This is a genomic window from Pyxidicoccus xibeiensis, assembly GCF_024198175.1.
In the GTDB taxonomy this organism is placed as follows: Bacteria; Myxococcota; Myxococcia; order Myxococcales; family Myxococcaceae; genus Myxococcus; species Myxococcus xibeiensis.
This window is the reverse complement of the sequence record NZ_JAJVKV010000006.1, coordinates 429,969-448,948: the sequence shown is the minus strand read 5'-3', so window position 1 is coordinate 448,948 and position 18,980 is coordinate 429,969. Positions and strand designations below refer to the sequence as shown.

Genomic DNA, 18,980 nt, shown 5'->3' with positions numbered 1-18,980 from the left:
CCGCTGGGTTGGGGCGTTGTGCGTTGTCCGCATCGGCGCCCACGATTACTCTTGCGCCCATGCTCCAGATCCAGAACACCGGGTTCTTCATCCTGCTGCTCGGCGTGCTCGTGACGGTCCACGAGCTCGGCCACTTCCTCGTGGCCAAGGCCTGCGGGGTGAAGGTCCTGAAGTTCTCCATCGGCTTCGGACCGAAGCTGATTGGCTTCACCAAGGGCGAGACGGAGTACCAGATTGCCCTGCTGCCCCTGGGCGGCTACGTGAAGATGGCGGGAGACCTGCCCCACGAGGAGCTCAGCCCGGAGGAGGCCAGCCGGGGCTTCCTGGCGCAGCCCCCCTGGAAGCGCGGCCTCATCGTCCTGGCCGGGCCGGCCTTCAACCTCATCTTCCCCATCCTCATCTACTTCTTCGTCTACCTGGGGCCACACCAGACCACCTCCACCCTGGTGGGCAACGTCAGCCCGGGCATGCCCGCGGTCGCCGCCGGCATCCGCCCGGGTGACAGGATTCTCTCCGTGGATGGCGTGGAGGTGCGCACTTTCAACGACCTCACCGACGCGTTCGTCGGCCGCTTCGGGCGGCCCGTGCCCATCGTGGTGGACCGGGGCGGCGAGCGCCGCACCATCCAGGTGACGCCCGACAAGAGCGTGGAGACGTCCCCCATCGACACGGTGGAGCGGGGGCAGATTGGCGTGAGCCCGGCGTCCCGGGCGGCGATTGTCGGCGTGCCGCCGGGCTCGCCCGCCGAGCAGGCGGGCCTGCGCACCTTCGACCGAGTCCTGGCCGTCAACGACGTGCCGGTGCAGGACGAGGGACGGCTCCACCATGCGGTGAGCAAGCACCCGGAAGGCACGCCGCTGAAGCTCACCGTGCGGCGCCTGGACACGGTGGCGGCCGGCGTGGTGACGGGGCGCGTCCCCAAGGTGCTGGAGTTCACCGTGGCCCGGCAGGCGGGCGAGGGCCTGGCGGCGCTGGGCGCGGAGCCCGCGGACCTGTACCTCGCGTCGGTGGCGCCGGGCAGCGCGGCGGAGAAGGCGGGCATCAAGGCCGGTGACCGCGTCATCTCCATCAACGGGGAGAAGCTGCACGGCTTCCACCAGCTGGCGGTGCGGCTCAATGCCCTGAAGGAGACGCCCTTCACGCTGGTGTGGCGGGGCGAGGGCGGGGAGCGCACGGAGAAGCTGGCGCAGGCGCCGCTGCCGACGGAAGACGGCATGGGCACCAAGAGCGCGCCGCTGGCCCTCGGGGTGCGCAGCTGGATGGTGACGCCGTCGGACGTGCCCCCGCCGGACGAGGTGACGGTGCACCTGGGGCCGGGCGCGGCCTTCAAGCAGGCGGCGCTCGTGGTCCCCACCATCGTCGGGCAGATGGTGAAGGTCATCGGCGGCCTCTTCGTGGGCTCCGTGCCCCTGAGCACCGTGGGCGGGCCCATCATGATGTACCAGATGGCCTCCAAGAGCGCCGAGCAGGGGCTCGACAGCTTCCTGCACCTGATGGCCCTGATCTCCATCAACCTGGGGGTGATGAACCTGCTCCCCATCCCCGTGCTGGACGGCTTCCATCTGCTCTCGGCTGCCTGGGAGGGAATCCGCCGCCGCCCCATCCCTGTTCGGGTGCGTGAAGTCGCCAACATGGTCGGACTCGCGCTGCTCATCCTGCTGATGCTGCTGGCCGTGACGAACGACGTGACCCGCTAGAGGTTCCATGCGAGGAATTGCCGTTGCCGTACTGCTGGGGACGAGCCTGCTCACCGCCTGCGCCCAGCGCGCGGCGAAGCCCCAGCCGCCGGAAGCGTCCACCGCGAAGGAGGGCTCCACCCGCGCGCCCACGCCGGGCGTGACGCGGCGCGAGCAGATGCCCCGCTCGTACCTGGGCGAGGGCCTGGCGTCCTTCTACGGCCCGGGCCTGCACGGCCGGCCCACCGCGAGCGGGGAGCGCTTCAACCAGAACGCCCTCACCGCCGCGCACCGCAAGGAGCGCTTTGGCTCCTGCGTGCGCGTGGTGAACATGGAGAACGGGCGCAAGGTGGACGTGCGCGTGAATGACCGCGGCCCCTTCGTGGACGGCCGCATCATCGACGTGTCCAAGGCCGCCGGAGAGAAGCTGGGCATGCTCGACAAGGGCGTGGTGCGCGTGCGGCTGTACCGCTGCGGCACCCCCGTGTCCCAGATTCCCCAAGCTTCGTGGACCGCTCCGGTGTAGGGAGCCGTCCCATGTTCCTCACGCTGGACACCTCCACGCTGACGCTGTCGCTCGCCCTGATGGAGCGCGAGCCCGGGGGCGGCCTGCGCACGGTGGAGCACGTGGTGGTGCCTCCGCCCCAGAAGCAGAGCGAGCTGCTGCCCGGCGTCGTCGGGGAGCTGCTCACCCGCCACGGCGTGAAGCTGGCGGAGCTGGAGGGGCTGGGCGTGGGCCTGGGGCCAGGCTCCTTCACGGGGCTGCGCATCGGCCTGGCCACGGTGAAGTCGCTGGCGTACGCGGCGGGCCTCAAGGCGGCGGGCGCGTCGTCGCTGGCGGCGCTGGCGCTGCGGGGCCCCGAGGACGTGCCGCTGTACTGCCTGGCCGTGGCGCGCAAGGACGACCTGTACCTGGGCGCCTACGTCCGCAAGGGCGGCACGGTGGAGGCGCTGGAGCCGGAGACGGCCATGTCGCCCCCCGAGGTCGCCGCGCGCCTGGCCGCCGAGCCCCGCGCGGTGGCGCTGGGCCCCGCGCTGGTGGACTACCGCGCCGCGCTGGAGTCGCACGGCGTGGCCGCGCACCGGTTGCTTTCGGGGCACGACTTCCCCTCGGCGGTGGAGCTGGCGCGGCTGGTGCGCTTCCCGGAGGAGCGCTCGCTGCAGGCGCTCTTCGCCATGGAGCCGCACTACGTGCGTGCCTCCGAGCCGGAGCGCAATCCGAAGTTTCCCCCGCTGCCCGGGCCGGCGCCCGTGGCACGGTTGAAGGAAGACTGAGGCGCCCTCGCGGCGCTCGCGTCCGTGCGCCCGGGACGCTAAAGGACGCGCCATGAGAGATGACCTGAAAATCGGCGTGGTGGGTGCCACCGGCGTGGTGGGCCGCGAGGTGCTGGCCGCGCTGTACGCGCAGGACGTGCCCGCAGAGCGCGTGCGCGCCTTCGGCTCCGAGCGCTCGAAGGGCCTGGACGTGGAGTACGGCGAGGACTCGCTGGAGGTGGAGCAGGCGTCGGCGGAGGCCTTCCGGGGCCTGGGCCTGGTGCTGCTGGCCACTCCGGCGGAGGCGTCCCGCCGGCTGGCCCCGCTGGCGCAGGCCGCGGGCGCGTGGGTGGTGGACGCCAGCAACGCCTTCCGGGGCGACGGTGCCGTGCCCCTCGTCCTGCCGGGCTTCAACACGGACGTGCTGGCCGCGACGTTCAAGGGCCGCGTGGTGTGCCTGCCGGGCGCCATCACCACCGCCGCGGTGCACGTGGTGGAGCCCTTGCGGACGGTGTTTGGCGTGGTGCGCGCGCAGGTGACGGCGATGATGGCCGTGTCCAGCGCGGGCGTGCGCGGCGTGGCGGAGCTGGAGAAGCAGACGGCCGACCTGCTCTCCGGCCGCGAGCCGGAGCCCCAGGCCCTGCCCAACCGGGTGGGCTTCAACCTGGTGCCGCAGGTGGGCGGCTTCATGGTGAACTCGCCCTGGACGGAGGAGGAGGGTGGCTGGACGCTGGAGGCCGCCCGGCTGTTCGCCACCAAGGGCGACGCGCCCGTCATCGCCGGGACGGCCGTGCAGGTGCCGACCTTCTACGGCCACGGCCTCACCGTCAGCGTGCAGCTCAAGAAGGCCGCCCCGGCCGAGCAGGTGCGCGCCGCCCTCAAGACGCACCGGGCGCTCAAGGTGCTGGACGTCCCGGGCGAGCGCGTCTACCCCATGCCCATGCTCGTCACGTCGGACCCCGCCGTGCATGTGGGCCGGGTGCGCTCCTTCCCCCAGGCCCCCGAGTGGGTGACGCTCTTCGCCGCCGTGGACAACGCCGGCCGGGGCGCCGCCCTCAACCTGGTGGAGGCCGGCCTCCGCCTGGCCGAGCGCCCCGCCTGACAATTTGGCAAGGCCCTCCGGGCCGCCGTGCCTGTTTGGCGCGCCCAGGGGGCTTTCCCAGAGGGGAATGCGCCATCCGCATGGGGGTTGTGGATGGCCTCCCGCTTGCTAGCGTCCGCCTACCCATGCGCCTCACATTCGTTGGCCTCCTGCTCTTCGCGTCGACCGCCCTGGGACAGACTGTGACCTTCTCGGGCACGGTCATCCAGCAAGGCGACCGGATCGTCGTGTCCAAGGAGCTTTGCTCGACTCCTCGGACCATCACCTGGACGCGGTCGACCGGCACTCTGTGCGACACCCTCTACATCTGGATCTCCAACGACACCTGTACGGGAATCCCCGGGACCGATGACGTGCTCCTGGAGGAGCTCAGCAAGACCTCCACCACGACCACGGGGACCGAGAACATCGTCGTGTCGGATATCCTGACGCGCAACGGTTCCAGTTGCGACGAGGAGGAGGTGCAGCGCGACTTCAAGCTTTGCGCGACCACGCGCCTGTTCGACTCCGCCACCACGACGAACTGCAGGACCACCGCTGAGACCATCGGGAGCCCGTCCGTCACCGTGAGGTTCGACTCCAAGGCGCCAACGATTCCCGGTGCGCCGTCGGTGACGGGCCTGGACAAGGCGCTGAGCGTCACGGTGACGCCACCGGGTGACACGACGACGATGGTGGTGGAGGTGCGGGCGCTGGGCACGGGTGCCGACGGCGGCGTGGAGCCGACCGGTGAGCCGGTCTCCAGGAAGGAGCAGTCGACCGACAACACCACCTTCCGGATGGAGAATCTGCAGAACGGCGTCGAGTACGCCGTACAGGCCATCGCGGTGGACCAGGCGGGCAACCCGAGCAAGCCTTCCGATGCGACGCTGGGCACGCCCGTGGCGAGCTTCGGGTTCTACGAGGAGTACCTCAACGACGGCGGTGCCGAGTCGGGCGGGTGTGGCGCGGCGGGAGGGGGCCTTGCGGCAGGGGCGTTGGCGGCTTTCGGGTTCTGGTTGTCGTCGAGGAGGAAGCAGTCATGAGTCGGGCAATCACCCTCGGTGTCGCGGCGCTGCTGTCCGCGCTACCCGCGTGGGGGCAGGATACGTCGTCGGTGACGGCGGACGAGGTGACGCTGCAGTCGCCCCGCTCGGGCGCGGTGCTGCTCCGCCTGGGCGGGTACAAGCCCCTGGTCGACGAGGAGCCGGGGCTCGGGGACAACAAGCCCTACGAGGACACCTTCGGCGACGCGTCGCTGCTGCTGTTCGAGATGGAGCTGCAGCGCTACTTCTACCAGGGCATCGGCACCGCGGGCGTTGGCCTGTCGGCCGGCTACGCGGAGAAGTACGCGGCCTCGCGGCTCGCGTCGGGCGGTGGCCGGGCGGCGGAGCAGACGGCGCTGAAGGTGATTCCGCTGGGCCTCAACGCCTTCTACAAGTTCGACTACGCCGCGTTCGAGTGGGGCATCCCCCTGGTGCCGTACGGCAAGCTGGGCCTCATCTACACGCCGTGGTGGATTACCAAGGGTGACAGCACCGAGGTGGCGCGGGGCAACAAGGCCTCCGGCGCCAAGTGGGGCTGGGGCGCCACCGGCGGCCTGGCCTTCATGCTGGACGTGCTGGAGCCGCGTTTCGCACGCGACTTCGACTCCGACCTCGGGGTGAACCACAGCTACCTGTTCGCCGAGTACACCTACGCGGATGTGGACAATTTCGGCGCCGGAGGGCTCGTCCTGTCCAGCCGGCGCTGGATGTTCGGACTGGCGCTGGACTACTAAGCGGCTCATGCCGCTTGCTCCGCGCCCCTTCCTCCCGCTGTTCGCAGTCCTGTTGGTGGCAGCCGTGGGCCTCGGAGGCTCCGGCTGCCGGCGGGCGGTGAAGCCGGACCTGGGGCAGGACCGCGCGGTGGAGGCGGGCGTCCCGGTGGAGCTCGGCTCGCGGGAAGAGGGCGCGGCGGCCGTGACGTGGGAGCTGGGGGATGGCACCCCGCCCCAGCAGGCCGCCAGCGTGTCCCATGCCTTCGCCCGGCCGGGCGCGTACACGGTGCGCGCGCTGCATGACGGCGAGGAGGTGGGCCGGGTGCGGCTCACCGTGGTGCCGCGGCCGGTGCTGCGCGCGGTGCCCGCCGAGGCGCAGACGGTGCTGTGGGTGTCCCAGGTGCGCGGCGGCGTGGAGCCGCTGGTGGACTTCTACGAGCGCCTCATCGGCCCGGAGAACGCGCGGCGCACGCTGGAGGAGGCCCCGCTGGTGTCGCTGCTGCTGCGCGGCCTGGACGGCGGCCCCAGCGTGGTGGACCCGGAGGAGGGCTTCGGCTTCTTCCTGCTCCCCGACTTCGACGGCGTGGTGGCGCTGCTGGGCATCCAGGACCCGAAGGAGGCGCTGGACGCGGTGGTGGGCGAGCTGGAGGGCGCCGGCCACGAGGTGCTGCCCCGCTCGGACGGCTCGGCGCGTGTGGTGCCCGGGGACGGCGGGCCGCCGATGCTGCTGTTCGAGGACCGGGGCTACCTCTACCTCGCGGTGCCGGACAGCCCGGACGCGCCGGAGGAGGGCGTGCCGGTGCAGGCGCAGCTCGAGGGCACCCCGGACGTGGAGGTGGCGCGCGCCGCGGTGAGGGGGCTGTCGGGTGCGGGCATCTCCGAGGTGCCGCTGCTGGGCGAGCTGCGCGGCAAGGTGGCCGAGGGCAGCGTGTACTTGTACTCGGGCGCGCCGCCGGACGAGGCGGGCGAGGAGGCGGGGCCGGTGCGCGGCTTCTTCGCCTCGCTGGTGGTGCGGCCGGAGCGGCTGGACCTGGATGGCTTCCTGTCTTCCTCCCGGCCGCTGCTGAGCGGTGCCACCGCGCCGGCGTCCGCGCTGCTCCAGCAGGCGGCGATGGGGCCCATGGCGGCGGCGCAGTTGTCCGTGCCGCCCGAGGAGCTGGCGAAGCTGGCCTTCGGCTCGCCGGGCTCTCCCCGACGCGCGCGCACGCTGGAGCGGTGGCGCCAGCAGGGCCTGGACGCGGAGGCGCTGCTGAAGGCGCTGCGCGGCGACGTGGCGATGCTGGTGTACTTCGACGCGGGGGCCTTCTTCCGGAACTTCCTGCGCGAGAAGCGGCCGGAGCCCCGGGGCACCGTGGTGGTGGAGGCGGGCCTGGCCTCCGCGGAGCCGGTGCTGGCCCTCATCGACCGGCAGCTCGAGGACCTCTCGCTGCTCTCGGCGCGGGTCAGCTCGCAGAAGCTGCCGGACGGCATGCTCTACCGGACGGTGCTGCGGGAGCAGCCGGTGGAGCTGCGCATCACTTCTCAGCGGGCCACGCTGCTGGCGGGGGAGGTGCTGGAGGGCCGCGCGCGCGGAGACGTGGGCACCGCGCTGCGCGAGCGCTTCGGTGGCGAGGCCTTCGGCGCGGGCCACGTGTCGGTGATGCTGGACCTGGGCCGGCTGCGCGAGGACCTGCGCGCGGCGAAGGACGTGCCGGGCGTGCCGCCGGGACAGCTGGAGGCGGCGAAGGCCTTCACCGGCGCGCTGATGGACCAGCTCACGCCGCTGGACTCGGCCTTCCTCGACTTCTCGCTGGCGGAGGGCGGGGCCCGGCTCAAGGGGCGGGTGTCGCTGCGCCCGGCGGCGGAGGCCTCGCGGTGAGCGGGCCCGGGAGCATCACCGTCCTCTACTTCGCCGCGGCCCGCGAGCGCGCGGGTGGAGCGCGCGAGGTGCTGGAGGTGCCCGAGGGCGCCCGGGTGCGGGACGTGCTGCGGCTGGTGTCGGAGCGGCACCCGGCGCTGGCGCCGCTGCTGCCGCACCTGCGCGTGGCGGTGGACCAGGAGTTCGTGGGCCCGGAGGCGCCGGTGCGAGTGGGCGCGGAGGTGGCGCTGATTCCGCCGGTGGCGGGCGGCTCGCCGGGGCTGTTCTCCGTGGTGGACCGGCCGCTGCGGCTGGAAGAGGTGGTGGAGGCGGTGGGCGGCGAGGCGTACGGCGGGCTCGTCACCTTCAGCGGCTCCGTGCGCAACCAGACGAAGGGCCGGCGGGTGATGCGGCTGGAGTACGAGGCCTACGCGCCCATGGCGGAGAAGAAGCTGGCGGAGATTGGCGCGGAGGTGGCGGCGCAGTGGCCGGGGGCGCGGCTGGCCATCGTCCACCGCGTGGGCACGCTGGTGCCGGGGGAGCTGGCGGTGGTCATCGCCGCGGCGGCGCCCCACCGGAAGGAGGCGTTCCGCGGCTGTGAGCACGCGATTGAGCGGCTCAAGCAGGACGTGCCCATCTGGAAGAAGGAGTTCTTCGAGGACGGCGAGGTCTGGGTGGGCCTGGGGCCCTGACTCAGCGCACGCGGAAGTAGCCGGGCACGTTGATGCCGGTGCCGCCGTCGGACTGCTGGGCGCGCTCGGTGTCGGTGAGCGGGCGCAGCGGGGTGTCCACGCCCAGGGCCTTGCGGCGCTCGGCTTCCTTCTCCGCCGCCAGCTTCAGGGCGCGGGTGTTGGCCTCCTGCTGACGCTCGGGCGTGGGCCCCGCGATGAGGAAGCCCACCGGCAGGCTGAGGAAGAGGGCGCTGACGACGATGAGCCACCCGAAGTCCTTCGCCTGGAGCCGGCCCACGCGCTCCTTCACCACGGAGCCCTGGACCACCAGCGTGAGCTGGCCCTCCATGAGGCGGAGCGTCGTGTCCTCGGCCAGCTCGACGGAGCGGTGGCCGTCCTGCTGGCGCAGCTCGGACTCCGGCACGGTGGCGAAGTGGTCTCCGCGCACCTTGCGCTCCATGCGCGCGGCGGGAGGCAGGTGGATGCGCCAGCCGCGCTCGGTGCGCTCGGCCAGGAGGAAGGGCTCCTCCGGCAGCGTGAAGCCGTAGAGCGGCAGCGGCGCCTTCTCGTCCGGGGCGGCGTGGACACTCGCCTGCTCCGGGCCGTAGCTCCAGGCCTCGGACAGGTTGGTGCCCCAGTACAGCTCGCAGTACAGCCCTCCGCCCTTCGTCGTGTTCATCGCGCGCTGAAGCATAGGTCCTTCACCGGTCCACGGCCCTTCGAAGTGCTCCCAGACGTCCCTCAGGCAACTACCAACGCCTGACCGCTCCCTGGACAGCCGGGAGCGCCAGAAGTTCCCGGGGAGGGGAGCGCTCGCTATGGGGGAGGGCTGGCGGCGGAGGCCCCCGCGTCCAGGGTGGCGGGGCGGGTGCCGGCGGTGGTGGAGGGGGAGGGGGAGGGCGCGCTCCCGGCGGGCCCGGTTCCCGCGCTCGTGCGTGAAGGCACATTCGCGGTGGCCGGTGCGCCGACAGCCGGCTGCGCCGGAACGCCGGCTCCGGCGCTCTGTGCGCCGGCTCCTGTCGGGGACTGCACGGCGGCTCCGCCGGCCGGTGCCGTGCCCGTCGGCGGTGAGGGCGCCGCGGCTCCGACGGCCGGGGGCGCGGTCCCTGCCGGGGCCTGCGCGGCGCCGCCGACGATGGGCGTACCGGCATCCGTCAGCGACGGCGTGGCAACGCCCGTGGCCGGCGCCCCGGCGTCCAGCTGTGCCGGCGTGGCGACGCCCGTGGCCGGCGCCCCGGCGTCCAGCTGTGCCGGCGTGGCGACGCCCCCGGTCGGCGTGCCCGAGTCCGTCAGTGCCGGCGTGGCGACGCCCTCGGTCGGCGTGCCCGAGTCCGTCAGTGCCGGCGTGACAACCGTCGCATTCGCTGCCGGTGTCGAGGCATCCAGCACGCCCGCGACGGTGGCCGGCCCGGGCGGCGCCCCCCCGGAGCGGGTGCCCGGCGTCGCGGCCCCGGCGGAGGGTGCCCCCGTCGCGGCCTGCGGCGGGGTGCCTGGACCGGCGTCCCCTCCACTCGGAACCATCGCCTGCGCCGCCGGGGCCGGGCGCTCGGGCAGCGCGCGGCGGATCTCCGCTCCCGCCATCACCAGGATGACCGCCGCAATCGTCAGGAAGCCCACCGTCTGCGCCACCGTCTCCACGCGCGTGGGCAGCCGCCGTCCGCTCGCCGCCTCCACCATCAGCAGCAGCACCCGGCCGCCGTCCAGGCCCGGCACGGGGAGCATCGTCAGCAGCGCCAGCGCCACGGACGCCGCCACCAGGGTGCGCAGCAGCGCATCCGCGCCGGACGACGCCGCATCCGACGACTCCTGCCGCATCAGCGCCCCGGGCCCCACCGTGTCCGAGCGCTTCGGCCCCTGCACCAGGCGCACCAGCATCGCCAGCCCCTCGGTGGCCACGCTGCCCGTGTGCGCGAAGGAGTGGCCCAGCGCCTCCCCCGCCGCGTGCTCGCGGTACACGTACTGCTGGCTCACGCCGATGCGGCCCGCGCCGCGCTCGTCCGGGCGGGGGCGCACCTGCACCGCGCGCGGCTCGCCATGCCGCTCCACCGCCAGCGCCAGCGTGCGGCCCGGCGACTCCGCCACCTTCTCCACGAAGTCCGACCAGCTCCGCAGCGCCTGCCCATCCGCGCTGACGATGCGGTCTCCGGGCAGCAGCTGCGCCCGCGCCGCCTCGGAGCCCGGCTGCACCGTGCCCACCGTCAGCGGCACCACCACGTGCGTGCCCGACGTGTACAGCGAGAAGAGGATGCCCAGCGCGAGCACGTAGTTGGCCAGCGGACCCGCCAGGATGATGGCCATGCGCTTGAGCGGGCCCAGCGTACCGAAGCTGGCGGGCTCCTCCGCGTCCGCGCGGTGCGGGTTCATCCCCTGGATGTGGGCGGTGGCTCCCAGCGGCACCGCCGCCAGCACGTACTGCGTCCCCCACAGCCGGAAGGACACCAGCGGCGGGCCGAAGCCGAACACGAAGCGCGGCACCCGCACCCCGAGCAGCCGCGCGGCGACGAGGTGCCCCAGCTCATGCAGGGCCAGCAGGGCCCCGAGGGCCAGCAGGACGAGCGCGTAGTGCATCCGGAGAGCGCCGCGGCCTACAGCTTCCGCCGCTGCCCGGTCCGCTTGTAGGCCCGGTAGTCGGCGAGGATGGTGCCGTGGTCGAAGCAGAGGTCCTTCGGCAGCGCGTCCAGGGCGAATGTCTTCGCCTCCGCCGCGTCGTCCGAGCCCCGGGGCTCACCGTCCGCCGTGGCGAGGTACACCGTGGACAGGGTGTGCTGCCGCGGGTCTCTCTTCGGGTCCGAGTACGTGAAGAACTGCTCCGACAGCTTCACCTCCAGGCCCGTCTCCTCCCGGGCCTCGCGCACGGCCGCGGCGTCCAGGGCCTCGCCCTCGTCCACGAAGCCCCCGGGCAGCGCCCAGCCGATGGGCGGATTCTTCCGCCGGATGAGGACGATGCGTTCACCGGCCAGCTCGATGATGCAGTCCACGGTGGGCTTGGGGTTGCGGTACTCGACCATGTGCCGGAGTCTAACCCCAGCCCCATGCTGGCACTCGACCCAATGCGCCCGTGGGGTATGGTGCGCCCCGTGTCTACCCGCAGACGCTTCAGCCTCCTCGTCCCCGCCCTGCTCGTGGCCGGCATGGCCGGCTGCCTGCCCTACCCGCAGGACCAGGGCGAATATCTTCTCACGCCCGTCGAGGTCTTCCGCGACGAGTGCGGCCTGGCGGAGTCCAACCGGGACCGGTTCCGCGGCACCCTGCAGATTACCGGCCGTGTCGTCAGCCTGGACTTCGGCCTGCTGGACAGCCGCCTCACGGGCTACTTCCTCGAGGGAGGAGACGACTTCTCCATCGACGGCAGCATCGTGAACGCGGTGACCGAGGTGAACGGCCAGGAGTGTCTGCTGGACCAGGTCAACATCCACCTGGAAGGCACCACCCGGTGCGAGACGCAGTTCGACGGCCTGCTGCGGGTCCGCTACGAGGCACAGCGCCCGGACTCGTGCGTGTGCGAGCTGTGGATGCGCTACGAAGCCGTCAAGGATTCGAAGCGCTGCGACTAGCGAGCTTGAGCCCGGGCCCGGGGGTTCCTACAAAGAGGGGTGGTTGGCATTCCCCTCGGAGGAGCCCATGGCTGAAACGCAGCATGAAATCCAGTCGGTCCTGACGGAGACGCGCGTCTTCCCCCCTCCCGAGGCCTTCTCGCGAAGCGCCCATATCCGGAGCATGGAGGACTACCAGCGGCTGTGGGCCGAGGCCGAGAAGAACCCGGACAAGTACTGGGGCGACCGGGCGCGCGAGGAGCTGTACTGGAAGGAGCCCTTCCGCACGGTCCTGGACTGGCAGCCGCCGCACGCGAAGTGGTTCGTCGAGGGCCGGACGAACCTCACCTACAACTGCCTGGACCGTCACCTGGCGAAGCGCCGCGACAAGCCGGCCATCCTCTTCGAGGGGGAGCCGGGTGACAGGCGGAGGGTGACGTACGGCGAGCTGGCGGCGGAGGTGAACCGGCTGGCCAACGGGCTCAAGTCGCTCGGCATCCGCAAGGGAGACCGGGTGGGCATCTACCTGCCCATGATTCCCGAGGCCGCGGTGGCCATGCTGGCGTGCGCACGCATCGGCGCCGTGCACTCGGTGGTGTTCGGCGGCTTCTCCGCCGAGGCGCTCCAGGAGCGCATGAGCGACATGGGCGCCAAGGTGCTGCTCACCGCCGACGGCGGCTGGCGCAAGGGCGCGGTGGTGCCGCTGCTGAAGAACGTGGAAGCGGCGATGCCCAACATGCCCACCGTGGAGAAGGTCGTGGTGCTGCGGCGCACCGGCGGCTCGCTGGCGCTGTCCGGCCCCCGGCTGGTGGCGTGGGACACGCTGGTGCAGGGCCAGTCCGACGCGTGCGAGCCGGAGTGGGTGGAGAGCGAGCACCCGCTGTTCATCCTCTACACGTCCGGCTCCACCGGGAAGCCCAAGGGCGTGCTGCACACCACCGGCGGCTACGCGGTGATGGCGTCGCTCACCACGCGCTGGGTGTTCGACCTGAAGGAAGAGGACATCTACTGGTGCACCGCGGACGTGGGCTGGGTGACGGGCCACACGTACGTCGTCTACGGCCCGCTGATGAACGGCGCCACCACCGTGCTCTACGAGGGCGCGCCCACGTACCCGGGGCCGGACCGCTTCTGGGAAATCATCGAGCGCTACAAGGCCACCATCCTCTACACCGCGCCCACCGCCATCCGCGCCTTCATGCGCCTGGGCGAGGAGCACCCGCGCAAGCGCGACCTGTCCTCGCTGCGCGTGCTGGGCAGCGTGGGCGAGCCCATCAACCCCGAGGCGTGGATGTGGTACCGCGACGTCATCGGCGGCGGCCGCTGCCCCGTGGTGGACACGTGGTGGCAGACGGAGACGGGCGGCATCATGGTGTCCCCGCTGCCGGGCGCCACGCCCACCAAGCCCGGCTCCGCCACGCTGCCGCTGCCCGGCATCCACACCGAAATCCTGGACCGGCAGGGCAACCCGGTGCCGAAGGGGCAGGGCGGCCTGCTCTTCATCACCCGGCCGTGGCCCTCCATGCTGCGCACGGTGTACGGCGACCCGGAGCGCTACGTGCGCACGTACTTCAGCGAGCTGCCCGGCAAGTACTTCACCGGCGACGGCGCGCGCACGGACAAGGACGGCTACTTCTGGCTGATGGGCCGCGTGGACGACGTGGTGAACGTGGCCGGCCACCGCCTGGGCACCGCCGAGGTGGAGAGCGCGCTGGTGGCGCACCCGCGCGTGTCCGAGGCCGCCGTGGTGGGCCGCCCGGATGAGCTGAAGGGCACCGCGCTGGTGGCCTTCGTCACGCTGAAGCAGGGCAACGCGCCGTCGGCGGAGCTGAAGAAGGAGCTGGCCGCGCACGTGGTGAAGGAGATTGGCGCCATTGCCCGGCCGGATGAGCTGCGCTTCGCCGAGGCGCTGCCGAAGACGCGCTCCGGAAAAATCATGCGCCGGCTGCTGCGCGACGTGGCCGCGGGCAAGCAGTCCTCCCAGGACACCACCACGCTGGAAGACCTCAACGTGCTCGCCACGCTCCGCCAGAACGACGAGTAGTGGGCAATCCCTCGCACCCCCGGACAGGGACCCGGGGGCAGGAGTCCGCATTCGGCTCTTGCCTCCGCCGGCCCTTCTCTCTAAACCGCCCCGGCCCGAGCGCACCTCGCCTCCGGGAGCGGTGTCTTTCGTTCATTTCCACACGTCCCCAGACTCCTGGAGTGCCGGTGAAGACTGAACAGCAGGCAAGCCTCTGGTCGCTTCCTTGAGTAGCAGGCAAGCGCAGGTTTTCCCTCTGGGCGGTACATCCAGTTGAGTCTGAACAAACGAATACAGCCCGGCAGTCAGGGTAGGCCGGTTGACACTGGAAAGATGCAAGGGCATTAAATGGTGCTGCTCGCCCCCCGAGCGCCCGCCTCCTCCCCCAGCGTCCCCCCTACCCCCCGGATGTGCTTCATGGATCTCCGTGATCAGCTCGAATCACCTCTCTTCACCCACTTCATCTCCAACTACGCGCAGCCCACGGGGCCGGACCTGCTGGCGCGCACGGAGGAGTTCTTCGAGTGGCAGGAGGCGCGGCGGCAGACGGGGCTGTGGCCGTACTCGCGGAGCCTGGAGGCGGCGCCCAACGCGGAGTGTGGCGTGCGCAGCGAGACGGGGCAGGCGCGGCTGGGACTGAACTTCGGCTCGCAGGACTACCTGTCGCTGTCCACGCACCCGGAGGTCATCGCGACGGCCCACCGCTCCATCGAGCAGTACGGGTTGCACAGCGCGGGCTCGGCGATGCTGGGGGGAAACACGACGCCGTCGCTGATGCTGGAGAAGGCCATCGCGGAGCACCTGCAGATGGAGCACGTGGCGCTGTTCTCCACGGGCTGGGGCGCGGGGTTCGGCACCATCGTCGGGCTGGTGCGTCCGGGGGACCACGTGGTGCTGGACGCGCTGTCGCACCAGTGCCTGCAGCAGGGGGCCGCCGCGGCCACGCAGAACGTCAGCCGCGTGCCGCACCTGAGCAACCGGGCCATGCGCCGCAAGCTGCAGGAGATTCGCGCCCGCGACACGAAGAACGGCGTGCTCGTCGTCACCGAGGGCCTGTTCTCCATGGACTCGGACGTGCCGCGCATCGAGGAACTGCAGGGCATCTGCCGCGAGTACGGCGCCACGCTGCTGGTGGACGTGGCCCACGACCTGGGCGCGACGGGGCCGAAGGGCACGGGCAGCCTGGGCGCGCAGGAGATGCTGGGGAAGGTGGACCTGGTGGTGGGGGCCTTCTCGAAGACGTTCGCTTCCAACGGCGGCTTCATGGCCACGAACTCGCCGGCGGTGCGCCAGTACGTGCGCGTCATGGGCGGGCCGCACATCTTCTCCAACGCGCTGCTGCCCACGCAGGCCGCGGTGGTGCTGGAGTCGCTGCGCATCGTCCGCTCGGAGGAGGGTGAGGCGCTGCGCACGAAGGCGCGGGAGAACAGCACCGCGCTGCGCGGCGCCTTCGCCGAGCGCGGCATCGAGTGCCTGGGTGACGTCTCCAACGTGGTGCCCGTGCCGGTGGGCGACCCGAAGGTGGCCCGCCTGGCCGCGAAGTTCGTCTTCGAGCGCGGCGTGTTCACCAACCTGGTGGAGTACCCGGCGGTGCGCCTGCGCGAGACTCGCTTCCGCATGCAGGTGATGGCGGCCCACACGCCGGAGCAGGCGCGTCAGGCGGCCGAGGTGGTGGCCGGCGCCATCGAGGAGGCCCGCCGGCTGGTGAAGACCCAGGGCCGCTCCGCCCGCGCGGCGCTCCGCGAGGACCGGCCCCTGGCCGAGCTGTGATGGCCGGGTAGTCGAGGCAGGCCCGCGCCGGCTCACGGCGCGAGCTTCCCGTCGGTCCAGGACTGGCCCACGTGGTAGGAGCGCGGCCCATGGCTCCTGCCCGTCACGTGTGGCTCCTCGTCGCGCCGCTTCCGGCCATCCTGCTCGGGGCCGCCGTGGCGGGTGCGAGCCACGTCCCCCTGATGGCATTCCTCCCCAACCTCCTGGGCCTGCTGCTGGGGGGACTGGGCCTCTTCGCCTGCTTGCGCCTGGCTCCGGCCACGCAGGAGCGCGCGCTGCCCTGGCTGGGCGCCGCCGCCTTCCTCGCGCTGGTGGCGACGCTGGGGTTCGCGGGCATCGAGGGCGTGCACCGCTGGATTCGGCTCGGGCCCCTGCGGCTGAATGCGTCCGCGAGCTTCCTGCCGTGGATTCTCGCGGGGCTGGGAGCTTCGAGCGCGAAGGCGCGTGGAATGGCCGTGGGGCTCGTGCTCGGCGCGCAGCTGCTTCACGTGGCGCAGCCGGACGCGGGGCAGGCCACCGCGCTCGCGGTGGGGGCGCTGGCCATGCTCGCCACCGGCACGGTGCTGCGAGGGTGGGCCCGCGTCGCCGTGGGGCTGACCGTCGTGGGCCTCGCCGCGTACACCTGGCTGCGGGTCGATCCACTCCCCCCCGTCGAGCACGTGGAGCGCATCCTCGTGCTGGCGCTCTCCCGTGGTTTTGCGTGGGCGGCGGCTGCCGTCGTCGCGGGCCTGCTGCTGCTCGCTCCGATGGGGCCTGCCGTCAGGCGCTCCGGAGGCGCGAGCGCGGGGCTGGCCCTGAGCCTTGCCCTCTACTTCTGTGCGACCATCGCGGTGACGTTCTTCGGGAACTTCCCGGTTCCGGTGATGGGGGCGGGCGCCGGTCCCGTGTTGGGGTGGTGCGCGCTGGCGGCCCTCTGCTCGCGCAGGACCGCGGTCGCCAGCTCGTAGGGCAGGACCCCGCCGCTCAGGTGTCGTCGCGGCTGTCGGCGTGCAGGTGGGTGACGTCGCCCCAGGTGACGAGCCGGAACGCCCCGTCGTGGTAGTCGAACTGGTTCCACCCCGCGTTGAGCACGGAGAAGGTGCGCGGGGCGGCGGTGGGAATCCCCAGGCTGTGGCGGAACAGCAGGCTGAGGACGCCGCCGTGCGTGACGACCACGATGCGCGCTCCGGCATGGCGCGCGCCCAGCTCCTCCAGGCACTCCACCGCATGCCGGAGCCGCTGGGACGTGCTCTCGCCCCCGGGGACGACGTAGTCCGGCGCGCCCGCCGAGTACTCCGCGAAGACGTCCGGGTGGCGCTCGCGGGCCTCCTCGCGCGTCAGCCCTTCCATGATGCCCAGGCCCCGCTCGCGCAGCCGCGCGTCCTGGGTGACGGCGTGGCCCGTGCGCGAGGCGATGCGCCGCGCCGTCTCCACGGCCCGGCCCAGGTCACTGCAGTACAGGGCCTGGAAGGGCGCACGGGCGGCCGTCGATGCCAGCCGCGCCGCGAGCGCGTCCGCCTGGCGCTGGCCCTCGGCGTTGAGCGGACTGTCCCGGTGCCCCTGCAGGCGGTTCTGGGAGTTCCACTCCGTCTCACCGTGACGGAGGAGGATGAGCTCGGTCTTCATGGCGCGTGAGCGTGTCCGGGGGCATGACGCCAGGCAAGGACGGTGTGCGTGTCCCCGCCGCGCCGCTCAGCGCGAACGCTCCAGGTGGGTCATCGCCTCTTCCAGCAGCGCGGCCACGCCCCGGCGCACCACGTGCACGACCTTGTGGCTGTAGGCCGGCCCGCCGTGCGTGTAGTGCCCGCTCACCTTGTGGTGCAGCTCCGTGGCGCCCCACACCAGCACCAGGTCCGCCCAGTCCAAGTCACTCCGCGCCCGGTCCGACGTGCGCCGCTCGGTGCCGTCCACCATGCGCAGGTCGATTTCGTTGCCCAGCTTCGAGTCCAGCTCCTCGCGGACGGCGGGCGAGCCGCCCACCACCACCACCCGGCGCACGCCGTGGCGACGGCAGCTCTCCACGAAGGCCACCTCCGCGCGCCGGTTGGCCGAGCCGCCGCACCGCGCACAGTGGCTCCGGGGCTCCACCTGGAGCGGCTCGCGGCCGCTCGCCTGGGCGACCTTGAGACACGCCCCGTCCGCACACACCGGGAAGAAGCGGCCGTCCAGCACCTCGGCCGCCTTGAGCAGCTTGGGCTCGCTCATGCGCTGCTTGCCGGCCCGGGTCAGCCCCGCCTCCTCCAGCACCGCGCGAGCGCGCGTGCGGGAGTCAGGCAGGGTGATGCCCCGCGCGGCCATCCATGTGTCGATTTCCTGGTCGGAGCTCACGGTTCCTTCGTCTTCACGGAAGGCATAGCGGGGAACAGCTCCACCTGCATGGAGGAAGGCGCGGCGGCCGCTTCCGGCCCCGGCAGGCCCAGCGCCTCACGCACCGGCGCGAAGCTGCGCCGGTGGATGGGCAGCACGCCCTTCTCCTTCAGCGCCTGCACGTGCTGCGGCGTCGGGTAGCCCTTGTGGGCCGCCAGCCCGTAGCCCGGGTACTGCGCGTCCAGCTCCGCCATCAGCCTGTCCCGCGTCGTCTTCGCGATGACGGAGGCCGCGGCGATGCTCATGGAGAGCGTGTCCCCCTTGATGATGCCGCGCTGGGGCGCGGGGCACTCCGGAATCTTCCGCGCGTCCACCAGCACGAAGTCCGGCTTCAGCCCCAGCCCCTCGACCGCGCGGCGCATCGCCAGCAGGCCCGCGTGGTAGATGTTGATGCGGTCGATCTCCTCCACCTCCGCCCGCCCCACGGCCCAGGCCACCGCGTCCCGCTTGATGGCCACGGCCAGCTCCTCGCGCTTCTCCGCGTCGAGGATCTTCTTGGAGTCGTCCAGGCCCTTGAGGCGGTAGCCCTTCGGCAGCACGGCCGCGGCCGCCACCACCGGCCCGGCCAGCGGCGCCATGCCCGCCTCGTCCACGCCCGCCACGTGCGTCAGGCCCTGCTCCCACAGCTCCACCTCGAAGCGCAGCAGGTGGCGCAGGCGCTGGCCCTCGGAGCGGTTGCGCTCCTGCCGGCCCCGGATGCGCCGGGCAAGCTCACGCGCCCCTCTGCGCGAGTCCCCATCCAGGGCCTCCAGCAGCCCGGCCGGCACGGGCTGCGAGCGGGTGACGAAGCGCTCCGTCAGCTCGGAGAGCGCGCAGAGAAGAAGCTGTTCCACGGTGTCTGCGGACATGGCGGTGACCTGGCCTACCTCGGAGGTAGCGCTCCGAAGTGACCTCGTGGAGAGGGAACCCTGCGGCCGCCGTGACACGTCCCTCGCGCCGCATGCGCGGGGACGCCCGGCTGGCGGGACGCCCTGGAGGCGCAGGAGGCCGGAGGGCCGGAGGGCAGGCAGGCATGACGCACGGCGACAGA

The 18,980-nt window shown here is 72.3% G+C and carries 18 protein-coding genes; 12 read left to right on the top strand and 6 right to left on the bottom strand.

Annotated features, from left to right (window positions below):
• Positions 1 to 59 precede the first annotated feature (59 nt).
• From rseP to moaD, 8 genes are all read left to right on the top strand, one after another.
• Positions 60 to 1,697 (top strand): RIP metalloprotease RseP, encoded by a 1,638-nt coding sequence (gene rseP / locus LXT23_RS28625; protein ID WP_253983494.1) that lies wholly within the window; start codon positions 60 to 62, stop codon positions 1,695 to 1,697.
• Between the two features lie 7 nt (positions 1,698 to 1,704).
• Positions 1,705 to 2,202, top strand: coding sequence for a septal ring lytic transglycosylase RlpA family protein (locus tag LXT23_RS28620; protein ID WP_253983493.1), 498 nt, complete (start codon positions 1,705 to 1,707; stop codon positions 2,200 to 2,202).
• Between the two features lie 11 nt (positions 2,203 to 2,213).
• A complete protein-coding gene (gene tsaB / locus LXT23_RS28615; RefSeq protein ID WP_253983492.1) occupies positions 2,214 to 2,951 on the top strand; it encodes a tRNA (adenosine(37)-N6)-threonylcarbamoyltransferase complex dimerization subunit type 1 TsaB in 738 nt (245 codons plus the stop codon).
• 52 nt (positions 2,952 to 3,003) lie between these two features.
• Positions 3,004 to 4,032, top strand: a complete 1,029-nt coding sequence (locus LXT23_RS28610; protein ID WP_253983491.1) for an aspartate-semialdehyde dehydrogenase — start codon at positions 3,004 to 3,006, stop codon at positions 4,030 to 4,032.
• A gap of 125 nt (positions 4,033 to 4,157) precedes the next feature.
• A complete protein-coding gene (locus tag LXT23_RS28605) occupies positions 4,158 to 5,057 on the top strand; it encodes an MXAN_2561 family MXYO-CTERM-anchored protein (protein ID WP_253983490.1) in 900 nt (299 codons plus the stop codon).
• Positions 5,054 to 5,791, top strand: a complete 738-nt coding sequence (locus LXT23_RS28600) for an MXAN_2562 family outer membrane beta-barrel protein (protein ID WP_253983489.1) — start codon at positions 5,054 to 5,056, stop codon at positions 5,789 to 5,791. The genes LXT23_RS28605 and LXT23_RS28600 overlap by 4 nt, the downstream gene beginning before the upstream one ends.
• Positions 5,792 to 5,798: 7 nt before the next feature.
• Positions 5,799 to 7,628 carry a PKD domain-containing protein gene (locus LXT23_RS28595; protein ID WP_253983488.1) on the top strand — a complete coding sequence of 610 codons (1,830 nt, stop codon included), beginning with the start codon at positions 5,799 to 5,801 and terminating at the stop codon, positions 7,626 to 7,628.
• A complete protein-coding gene (gene moaD, locus LXT23_RS50420) occupies positions 7,625 to 8,299 on the top strand; it encodes a molybdopterin converting factor subunit 1 (protein ID WP_323379089.1) in 675 nt (224 codons plus the stop codon). Before LXT23_RS28595 ends, moaD begins: the two co-directional genes overlap by 4 nt.
• A gap of 1 nt (position 8,300) precedes the next feature.
• Here the strand turns inward: moaD and LXT23_RS28580 are convergent, their stop codons facing one another.
• The 3 genes from LXT23_RS28580 to LXT23_RS28570 form a co-directional block, all read right to left on the bottom strand.
• A complete protein-coding gene (locus tag LXT23_RS28580; protein WP_253983487.1) occupies positions 8,301 to 8,972 on the bottom strand; it encodes a hypothetical protein in 672 nt (223 codons plus the stop codon).
• A gap of 122 nt (positions 8,973 to 9,094) precedes the next feature.
• Entirely contained in the window at positions 9,095 to 10,846 is a 1,752-nt protein-coding gene (locus tag LXT23_RS28575; RefSeq protein ID WP_253983486.1) for a site-2 protease family protein, read from the bottom strand.
• A gap of 17 nt (positions 10,847 to 10,863) precedes the next feature.
• Complete coding sequence (locus tag LXT23_RS28570; RefSeq protein ID WP_253983485.1) at positions 10,864 to 11,286, bottom strand: NUDIX domain-containing protein; 423 nt, start codon at positions 11,284 to 11,286, stop codon at positions 10,864 to 10,866.
• A gap of 69 nt (positions 11,287 to 11,355) precedes the next feature.
• On the opposite strand from LXT23_RS28570, the gene LXT23_RS28565 reads away from it, so the two are divergent.
• The 4 genes from LXT23_RS28565 to LXT23_RS28550 all read left to right on the top strand — a co-directional run bounded on the left by LXT23_RS28565 (position 11,356) and on the right by LXT23_RS28550 (position 16,551).
• On the top strand, positions 11,356 to 11,832 hold the full coding sequence (locus LXT23_RS28565) for a hypothetical protein (protein WP_253983484.1): 477 nt from the start codon (positions 11,356 to 11,358) through the stop codon (positions 11,830 to 11,832).
• A gap of 67 nt (positions 11,833 to 11,899) precedes the next feature.
• Positions 11,900 to 13,855 carry an acetate--CoA ligase gene (gene acs / locus LXT23_RS28560; RefSeq protein WP_253983483.1) on the top strand — a complete coding sequence of 652 codons (1,956 nt, stop codon included), beginning with the start codon at positions 11,900 to 11,902 and terminating at the stop codon, positions 13,853 to 13,855.
• A 396-nt stretch (positions 13,856 to 14,251) separates the two neighbouring features.
• Complete coding sequence (locus LXT23_RS28555; RefSeq protein ID WP_253983482.1) at positions 14,252 to 15,604, top strand: aminotransferase class I/II-fold pyridoxal phosphate-dependent enzyme; 1,353 nt, start codon at positions 14,252 to 14,254, stop codon at positions 15,602 to 15,604.
• A gap of 89 nt (positions 15,605 to 15,693) precedes the next feature.
• A complete protein-coding gene (locus LXT23_RS28550; protein ID WP_253983481.1) occupies positions 15,694 to 16,551 on the top strand; it encodes a putative peptidoglycan glycosyltransferase FtsW/RodA in 858 nt (285 codons plus the stop codon).
• Positions 16,552 to 16,567: 16 nt separating this feature from the next.
• Here the strand turns inward: LXT23_RS28550 and LXT23_RS28545 are convergent, their stop codons facing one another.
• From LXT23_RS28545 to LXT23_RS28535, 3 genes are all read right to left on the bottom strand, one after another.
• On the bottom strand, positions 16,568 to 17,209 hold the full coding sequence (locus tag LXT23_RS28545) for a histidine phosphatase family protein (protein ID WP_253983480.1): 642 nt from the start codon (positions 17,207 to 17,209) through the stop codon (positions 16,568 to 16,570).
• Positions 17,210 to 17,275: 66 nt separating this feature from the next.
• The gene (locus tag LXT23_RS28540; protein ID WP_253983479.1) at positions 17,276 to 17,911 is read right to left on the bottom strand and encodes a hypothetical protein; all 636 of its coding nucleotides are present in this window, start codon (positions 17,909 to 17,911) and stop codon (positions 17,276 to 17,278) included.
• Complete coding sequence (locus LXT23_RS28535) at positions 17,908 to 18,798, bottom strand: ribonuclease HII (protein WP_253983478.1); 891 nt, start codon at positions 18,796 to 18,798, stop codon at positions 17,908 to 17,910. The genes LXT23_RS28540 and LXT23_RS28535 overlap by 4 nt, the downstream gene beginning before the upstream one ends.
• Between the last annotated feature and the right edge of the window lie 182 nt (positions 18,799 to 18,980).